Source organism: Saccharopolyspora halophila (assembly GCF_039531955.1).
Classification (GTDB): Bacteria; Actinomycetota; Actinomycetes; order Mycobacteriales; family Pseudonocardiaceae; genus Saccharopolyspora; species Saccharopolyspora halophila.
Genome location: NZ_BAAARA010000036.1, coordinates 1 through 3,870 on the forward strand (window position 1 = coordinate 1; position 3,870 = coordinate 3,870).

Annotated in this window: 1 protein-coding gene; it reads left to right on the forward strand. The window is 73.5% G+C overall.

The window, feature by feature from the left end:
• Positions 1–52 precede the first annotated feature (52 nt).
• The coding region (locus ABD289_RS25165; RefSeq protein WP_344138142.1) for a type I polyketide synthase at positions 53–3,870 on the forward strand (3,818 nt) is incomplete at its 3' end.

Sequence of the window (3,870 nt, forward strand, 5' to 3'; positions counted from 1 at the left end):
TCAGTTGGTGGGGCATTCGGTCGGTGAGGTCGCGGCTGCGCATGTGGCGGGTGTGTTCTCGCTGGAGGATGCGTGCCGGTTGATTTCGGCGCGTGCTTCTTTGATGGAGGCGTTGCCCGCTGGTGGCGCGATGGTGTCGGTGCAGGCCTCCGAGGCGGAGGTGCTGCCACACCTGAGCGACGGTGTGTCGGTCGCGGCGGTCAACGGTCCGGATTCCGTGGTGGTCTCGGGCACCGAGGACGAGGTGCTGGAACTCGCGAAGCGCTGGCAGTCGCGGCGGTTGGACGTCTCGCACGCTTTCCACTCCTCGCTGATGGACCCGATGCTGGCGGACTTCCGCGTGGTCGTGGAGGGCTTGTCCTTCCACGAGCCGCGAATTCCCCTGGTGACCAGCGGTGATGTGACCTCGCCGGAGTACTGGGTGCGGCACGTGCGGGAGACGGTGCGCTTCGCCGACAACGTCGACGCCGCGCGCGAGGCCGGGGCGACCAGCTTCGTCGAGATCGGGCCGGACGGTCCGCTTTCGGCCCTGGTCGAGGGCAGCGTTCCGGTGCTGCGCCGGGATCGCGACGAGCAGGACTCGTTCGCCGCCGCGCTGGGCCGGATGTACGTGGCCGGTCTGGCCGTGAATTGGTCCGCCTACTTCGAGAGCAGCGGTGCGCGGCGGGTCGAGCTGCCCACCTACGCCTTCCAGCGACAGCGCTACTGGCCGGAGACCGTCGCGAGCGTCGGCGTCGACCGATCCCCGTCGGAGGACTGGCTCTACCGCATCGCGTGGACTCCGATCGCCTCGGAGGGCCGTGCTGCGCAGGGACGTTGGCTCGCGCTGGTGCCGGAGGGCGACGAGTGGGCAGCAGCGGCCGCCGACTCGCTGGGCACCGGGGCGGTCCGGGCGACCGCGGTCGGCGACCCGCGCGCTCAGGGCGACTTCGCAGGGGTCGTGTCGCTGCTGGATACCCGGCCGGACGAACTGCTGCGCACCCTGGCCGAGGCCGGGATCACCGCGCCGCTGTGGTGCGTGACGCGCGGTGCGGTCGCCGTGGGCTCCGAGCTGTTGCGCGACGCCGCGCAGGCCGACTTCTGGGGCGAGGGGCAGGTCCTGGCGCTGGAGCACCCGGAGCGCTGGGGTGGCCTGATCGACCTGCCCGAGATCGTGGACGACTGGCTCGGCTCGGTGCCGGATGACGAGCACGAGATCGCGATCCGCGCTGAGGGCGCCTACGCGCGACGCCTGGTGCGCGGCTCGACGGCCGGGGAGTCCTGGACGCCGCGCGGCACCGTGCTCGTCGTCGGCGGCACGAGCCCGATGGGCGCGCTGGTCGCCCGCTGGCTGAGCGACAACGGCGCCGACCACGTGCTGCTCACCGGGGACGAGGACGTGTCCGAGGTGGAGCGGGAGCTCCCCGCCACGGTTGTCGACTGCGACACGGCGGATCGCGATCAGCTCGCCGCGCTGCTCGACGGAGTCGGCGACGATCTCACCGCGGTGGTGCACGCCGGGGAGGAGCACGCCGCGACGTCCGCCCACGTGCTGGCCGGGCTGGCCAACCTCGACGAGCTGCTCGGCTACCGGGAGCTCGACGCGTTCGTGGTGCTGGGCTCCATCGCCGGAACGTGGGGCGTGCGCGGGCGGTTGCCGCAGGCGGCGCACGACGCTCAGCTGGCGGCCTTCGCGCTGCGGCGCGACGAGCGGGACCGCGCGACCCGCTACGTCGCGTGGGGTCCGTGGGCGGAGACGACCGACCCGAGCATGACCGCCCACCTCCGCATCAGCGGTCTTCCCGTGCTGCCCGCGCAGCAGGCGCTGGCCGTGCTGGGCCGGGTGGTCGCCGGTGCGGATCCCGCCGTCGCCGTCGCGGACGTCCGCTGGGAGACGTTCGCGCCCGCGCTCGCCGAGCGCGCGGCGCTGTTCTCCGGGATCCCGGAAGCCGTGCCTGCCGACGAGCCCGCGGGCGAACCGGCGATGCGGCGGACGCTGCTCGCCGAGCCCGAGGGACAACGGCGAACCACGATGCTGAACCTGGTGCGCGAGCGGGCCGCTGCCGTCCTCGGTCACGGCGACGCCGAGGTCGTCGAGGCGGACGTGCCGTTCCGCGACCTCGGTTTCGATTCGCTGACCGCGGTGGACCTGCGCAACCAGATCGACGCGCAGACCGGGCTGTCGCTGTCGGCCACCCTGGTGTTCGACCACCCCACGCCCGCCGAGCTCGCCGATCACCTGCTCGCCGAGCTCCTGGGCGAGGGCGACGCGCCCGCTGCGCTGCCCGCGGGGGCGCGGTCGGTGGACGAACCGGTGGCGATCATCGGCATGACCGGCCGGTACCCCGGCGGCGTGCGGTCTCCCGAGGACCTGTGGCAGCTGCTGGTCGACGAGGTGGACGCGGTCGGCGAGGTGCCTGCCGACCGCGGCTGGGACCTCGGTTCCCTGGTCGAGGAGGGGCGCAGCGCCACCCGCTACGGCGGTTTCCTGCACGACGCCGCCGAGTTCGACCCGGACTTCTTCTCGATCTCACCGCGCGAGGCGCTGGTGATGGATCCGCAGCAGCGCTTGGTCCTGGAGACGGCGTGGGAGGCCTTCGAGCGCGCCGGGATCGACCCCGGGGAGCTGCGCGGCACCGACACGGGCGTGTTCGTCGGCGGCGGGAGCGGTGAGTACCGAGCCCCCGCCGAGGTCACCGGTCTGGAGTGGGAGACGGCGCAGTCCGCGAGCCTGCTGTCCGGCCGCGTCGCCTACACCTTCGGCCTGCAGGGGCCGACGGTGTCGGTGGACACCGCGTGCTCGTCCTCGCTGGTGTCGCTGCACCTCGCCGCGCAGTCGCTGCGCTCGGGCGAGTGCTCGATGGCGCTGGCGGGCGGGGTGACCGTGATGGCCACGCCGGTCGGGTTCGTCGAGTTCAGCGCCCAGGGCGCGTTGTCCGAGGACGGCCGGTGCAAGGCGTTCTCGGATTCGGCGGACGGCACCGGCTGGGCCGAGGGCGTGGGAATGCTGGTGCTGGAGCGGCTGTCCGACGCGCAGCGCAACGGGCACCAGATCCTCGCCGTGGTCCGCGGTTCCGCGATCAACTCCGACGGCGCCTCCAACGGACTCACCGCACCCAGCGGGCCCGCGCAACAACGGGTGATCCGGCAGGCGCTCGCGGCAGCGGCTCTCGACCCGTCCGATGTGGACGCCGTCGAGGCGCACGGCACCGGGACCGAGCTCGGTGACCCGATCGAGGCGCAGGGGCTGTTCGCCACCTACGGCCGCAACCGGGAGCGACCGCTGTGGCTGGGCGCGGTCAAGTCGAACATCGGGCACGCGCAGGCCGCCTCGGGTGCGGCCGGGGTGCTCAAGATGGTCATGGCGATGCGGCACGGCGAGCTGCCCAGGACGCTGCACGTGGACGCGCCGTCCTCGCACGTGGACTGGGCGGCGGGCGACGTCGAGCTGCTCACCGAGCGGATGGACTGGCCGGAGACGCGGCGTCCGCGCCGCGCGGGCATCTCGTCCTTCGGCGCCAGCGGCACCAACGCGCACGTGATCATCGAGCAGTACCTCCAGCATCCCGAGGACGACACCGCGGCAGCCGTTCCGGTCACCGCGCTGCCGATTCCGCTGTCCGGGCGCACGTCCGCGGCGCTGCGGGAGCAGGCGCGCAGGCTGGCGGGCCAGGTGCGCTCGGGCGAGCACGGGCTCGCCGACGTCGCGTACTCGGCGGCGACCACGCGCGCCGCGTTCGAGCACCGAGCCGCCGTGCTAGCGGGCGACCGCGACGAGCTGATCGCCGGTCTGACCGCGCTCGCCGAGGAGCGCGGCACCCCGCGCGTCCTGCGCGGCACCGCGACGCGCGGCCGCACGGCGTTCCTGTTCTCGGGTCAGGGTTCGCAGCG